Annotated in this window: 8 protein-coding genes; 4 read left to right on the forward strand and 4 right to left on the reverse strand. The window is 67.9% G+C overall.

The window, feature by feature from the left end; all coding sequences use genetic code 11:
- Positions 1 to 35: 35 nt before the first annotated feature.
- The 4 genes from U870_RS0122025 to U870_RS0122040 all read right to left on the reverse strand — a co-directional run bounded on the left by U870_RS0122025 (position 36) and on the right by U870_RS0122040 (position 2648).
- Entirely contained in the window at positions 36 to 836 is an 801-nt protein-coding gene (locus U870_RS0122025) for an anti-sigma factor (protein ID WP_025159503.1), read from the reverse strand.
- Positions 833 to 1393, reverse strand: coding sequence for an ECF RNA polymerase sigma factor SigK (gene sigK / locus U870_RS0122030; protein WP_025159504.1), 561 nt, complete (start codon positions 1391 to 1393; stop codon positions 833 to 835). The genes U870_RS0122025 and sigK overlap by 4 nt, the downstream gene beginning before the upstream one ends.
- A gap of 224 nt (positions 1394 to 1617) precedes the next feature.
- Positions 1618 to 2250, reverse strand: coding sequence for a hypothetical protein (locus U870_RS0122035; protein ID WP_025159505.1), 633 nt, complete (start codon positions 2248 to 2250; stop codon positions 1618 to 1620).
- A 92-nt stretch (positions 2251 to 2342) separates the two neighbouring features.
- Complete coding sequence (locus U870_RS0122040) at positions 2343 to 2648, reverse strand: hypothetical protein (RefSeq protein ID WP_025159506.1); 306 nt, start codon at positions 2646 to 2648, stop codon at positions 2343 to 2345.
- 134 nt (positions 2649 to 2782) lie between these two features.
- Here U870_RS0122040 and U870_RS24150 point away from each other — a divergent pair, with 134 nt between their 5' ends.
- The 4 genes from U870_RS24150 to U870_RS24570 all read left to right on the forward strand — a co-directional run bounded on the left by U870_RS24150 (position 2783) and on the right by U870_RS24570 (position 3707).
- Positions 2783 to 3004 carry a helix-turn-helix domain-containing protein gene (locus U870_RS24150; RefSeq protein WP_115644483.1) on the forward strand — a complete coding sequence of 74 codons (222 nt, stop codon included), beginning with the start codon at positions 2783 to 2785 and terminating at the stop codon, positions 3002 to 3004.
- A gap of 154 nt (positions 3005 to 3158) precedes the next feature.
- A complete protein-coding gene (locus U870_RS24560; protein WP_162819243.1) occupies positions 3159 to 3296 on the forward strand; it encodes a hypothetical protein in 138 nt (45 codons plus the stop codon).
- Positions 3293 to 3439 carry a hypothetical protein gene (locus U870_RS24565; protein WP_162819244.1) on the forward strand — a complete coding sequence of 49 codons (147 nt, stop codon included), beginning with the start codon at positions 3293 to 3295 and terminating at the stop codon, positions 3437 to 3439. Before U870_RS24560 ends, U870_RS24565 begins: the two co-directional genes overlap by 4 nt.
- A 94-nt stretch (positions 3440 to 3533) precedes the next feature.
- The gene (locus U870_RS24570; protein ID WP_162819245.1) at positions 3534 to 3707 is read left to right on the forward strand and encodes a hypothetical protein; all 174 of its coding nucleotides are present in this window, start codon (positions 3534 to 3536) and stop codon (positions 3705 to 3707) included.
- Positions 3708 to 3709 lie beyond the last annotated feature (2 nt).

Below are 3709 nucleotides of genomic sequence, written 5' to 3' on the forward strand. Positions count from 1 at the left end.
CACTTTTCGTGTGCTCGGCGGCTTTTGTCTTGTGGTCAGGAAGGGATGGCGACGATCGGGTCGGTCGTCGGGCGGGGCGATCCGCCGCTCGGTTCGACGGTGACGCCGACCGTGTCCCCCGCCTTCATGGTGCCGGCGAGGACCTTCCAGGTCGACCCGGTCTCGGCGGCGTTCATGGTTCCGGCCGGAGTGGCCTCACCGCCGCGGATGTACCAGAGCTCGTAGGTCTTGTCCTTCGGCAGGCTGGGCAGGTCGCTGGCGATGATCGCGGACGTCCCGAGGGTGGCCGACCAGACGAGCGTCGCCGTCCCGCCGCCCGCCACGGCGGAGGTCGCGCGCTGGGCGTCCGGCGCCGCGTTGATCGCCGCCAGGGCGGAGGCCTGCTGCTGGCTGGTGGAGTCGTTGCCGGCCAGGGAGCCGCCGACGATCGCGCCGCCGAAGAACAGCACCACGGCTGCGGCCGCGGATGCCGCGATCACGGCGGGACGGGAGAACCAGCGCCGCTGCGCCTTCCGCTCAGCCGGGGTGAGCGCTTCCGGAGCGGCCTCGACCGGGGATGCGGGAGCCGGGGATTCAGGAGCCGGGGACACGGCTGCAGGGGATCCGGGCGCAGCCGCCCCGGCGGGAGCAGCAGCGGGTTCCGTCACCGGCGGCAGCTGCGGCGTCGTCTGGAGGGCGGCGAACAGCGCCGCCTTGAGTTCGGGGCGCGGCTGGACCGGTTCGGCGGCGATGCCGAGCTGTGCCGCGACGTCTTCGAACTCGCGCGCCTCCTGCTCGTTCTCCGCGCCCAGTTCGGCGCCGAGGCGTGCAGGGGTGGGGCGGGTCTCGTCGGTCATCGTGTCACCCCCAGTTCCTCTCGCAGCCGTATCATCGCATCGCGCAGCCGTGTCTTCGCTGTGCCTAATGGAATGCCCAGTTCGGCGGCGACCTCGCTCTGGCTGAGGCCGCCGAAGTAGGCGAGCGTGATCGCCTGACGTTGCGCCTCGCTCAGCGTCGCCATGGCCACCTCCACCCTTTCGCTCTCCATTCGGACCTCCACCGTCTCCGCCACCTGGTCGTAGGCCGTGGGGAGGTCGCGGATGCCCACGGCGGTGTCCCGGTCGCGGGACGCCTGGGACGCCCGGATCCGGTCGATCGCCCGACGGTGGGCCATGGTCATGACCCACGTCATCGCTCGACCCTTGTTCGGATCGAAACGCGAAGCGGATTGCCACGTCTCGAGAAAGACTTCCTGAGCCACTTCTTCGGACTGGGCGCCGTCGACGAGCACGCGCCGGATGAGGCCGAGGACCCGTGGAGCGGTGTGGTCGTAGAACGCGGAGAAGGCCTGCTGGTCGCCGGTCGCCGTGCGGACTAGGAGGGCGTCCAGATCCGGGGCAGCGGCGTCGTCCACGGCTGTCTCCGCTCTGTCGGCTGTCCGGTCGGGGACAGTAATGCCGGGCCGCAGAACGCCTCTCGGCGCGAGGCCGCTCGGAGCGGCAAGTTTTGGAGCCCGGGGTTACTGCGGCCCGGCTCCACCAATAGTACACAAGCCTCGCCGAAGCTCCACGGCGTGGCGTTCGCCGCCCGAGAACGGGAATCCACTGAGAGCACGCTGGGAGCGCGCACGGACCCGGTTCAGTCCAGCGAATCCGACCGCCAGAGCCGGGCGCTCGCGGTGAGCTCCTCCGCCGTGGTGGTGAAGCGCAGGGCGCGCGTGGTCAGCTCCGCCGCCCGGTCCGTGTCGAGCACGACGTCGCGATCGTCCGCCACCGCGGCCGCGCCGGCGGCGGTCACCCGACAGAACGCGGCGGCCCGGTCCAGGGCGTCCGCGAAGTCGCCCTCGAACAGTCCGCGCAGGATGCGGTCGGCCAGTTCGGTGATCTCGGCGGGGCCTGCGGGGGTGGGCGCGCCCGCCACCACCGGGTCGATGGAGGTGAGCACCTCGGTGCCGCGCTGATAGAGCAGCGCGGTCCCTTCCGCGTCCTGACGGATCAGCAGTCGGAGCAGGTAGATCCGCCACAGCGCGCCGGGCAGGCTCTTCGCGTTCGACCGCGACCACAGTTCGGCGAGCGCGTCGATGCCGTGCTCATCCGTGTACGCGACGAGCCGATCGACCACGTCGGGGTCGGGGTTCTCGCGGACCCGGGCGAGCAGCGCCCGCGCCGTCTCGTGGGCGACGCGGCTGATCTGGGCCGGGTCCTCCCCGCCCAGGAACGCCTCGAACATCCCGCCAGGGAACGTGACCGGCTTGTGGTGTCGTTCAGCCATTGCCCCATTCTCCCCCGTGCACGGGGAGCCCGCGATCCACGATAGATTAGGAGCGATCGGGCCTGTAGCTCAGTTGGCAGAGCATCGGACTTTTAATCCAAGGGGCGGCTCTTCGCCCCGCTTAACGCCATGTCATCGCGGTCGAGCGTCGTCGGCTTCATCAGGAGCGCGTACAGCGCTCCCGAGTCAAGCTTCAGCAGTCGCGCGAACATCGCCACATCCGAAACGCTCAACTCGGCTTCGCCGTTGAGACGACGGCCAACGTACATCGGAGTAAGTCCCAAGGCGATTGCAGCCTTCCGCCCACTCCAGCGCTCCTCGGCGAGGATGCCACGCAAGTTCTTGGCGGCACGAAGGGCAATCTCGTTGGTCTCTTCTGGTTTCGTTGCCTTCAACATGTATCCGAGGGTATCGGATTGCGGGCACATATGCAACGCCAAGCGTTACTTCTGCGCGCCAAGCGCTGCACTCACTCTCGCAACACGGCGTGTCGGGGTTGCATTTGCATCGTCTTGCGTTGCAAGATTCCTGCATGACAGTTCAAAAGAACGTCGATGTAGCCGCAAAGGTCCGCGGTATCGCCGCCGAGAAGCGAGTTCGACAGGCCGATCTTGCCTCAGCACTCAATGTTTCCCGCATGGCGATCGTTCGCCGCTTCAACGGATCAGTCCCCTTCACTGACCGAGAGCTCATCGCGCTCGCAAGTCACCTCGGCGTGCCCGTTGGCGCGTTCTTCGGGGAAGTACCTGCGTGAGCGGGACAAGCCTTTCGTAGCGCGTTTGGAAATGGGAATCGCCCCGGTGGCACCCGGGGCGATTCGAGAAAGGAACTGTAGTGCAGTCCACCGACATCATACCTCCCACCCCTGACGGGATCCGGGTCACCGTCACCGTCAAGGCGGTGCACTGATGGACACCATCAAGACCCGAGACGGCTACACCCCGCCCTCCCCCGACCTCGTCCGCATCGACCTCGGCGAAACCTTCTACGCCCTCGCCGTCGCGCTCTCTGTGGCCGGGGACGACCGGGAGGCGATGTTCCGATGAGTCGAATCGACTACGACCCGCGACGGCCGAACGGTGCAGCTGTGGCTGCGGCAGTCATTGCCTTCGGTGTGTTCGCACCGGCAGCACTGTTCACGGTCGGCGCCATCATCGCGGCCGGCGTCCGGGCGGTGATGGGGCTGTGAGCAGGTTCGTGTTCCGTGTGCTCGTCGTCGCCCTCCTCGTCGGGCTAGCTGTCCTCCTGGGTGCCGTGTTCGTGGCGCAGGGGGTGGTGCAGCGATGAAGACGTTCCTGGTGCTCGCCTTCCTCGCTTCCGTGGTTGTCGCGTTCGGCGGCGCCCTTACCAATCAGGACCTTCTGTACCGCCTCGGCGCGGTGCTGTCCATCCTCACTCTGCTCGGCGCGTACGGCGCCAGCCGACTCAACGATCACATCGAAGGAGATGACCAGTGAGC

It is taken from the genome of Leifsonia aquatica H1aii, assembly GCF_000633535.1.
GTDB lineage: Bacteria > Actinomycetota > Actinomycetes > Actinomycetales > Microbacteriaceae > Leifsonia > Leifsonia aquatica_A.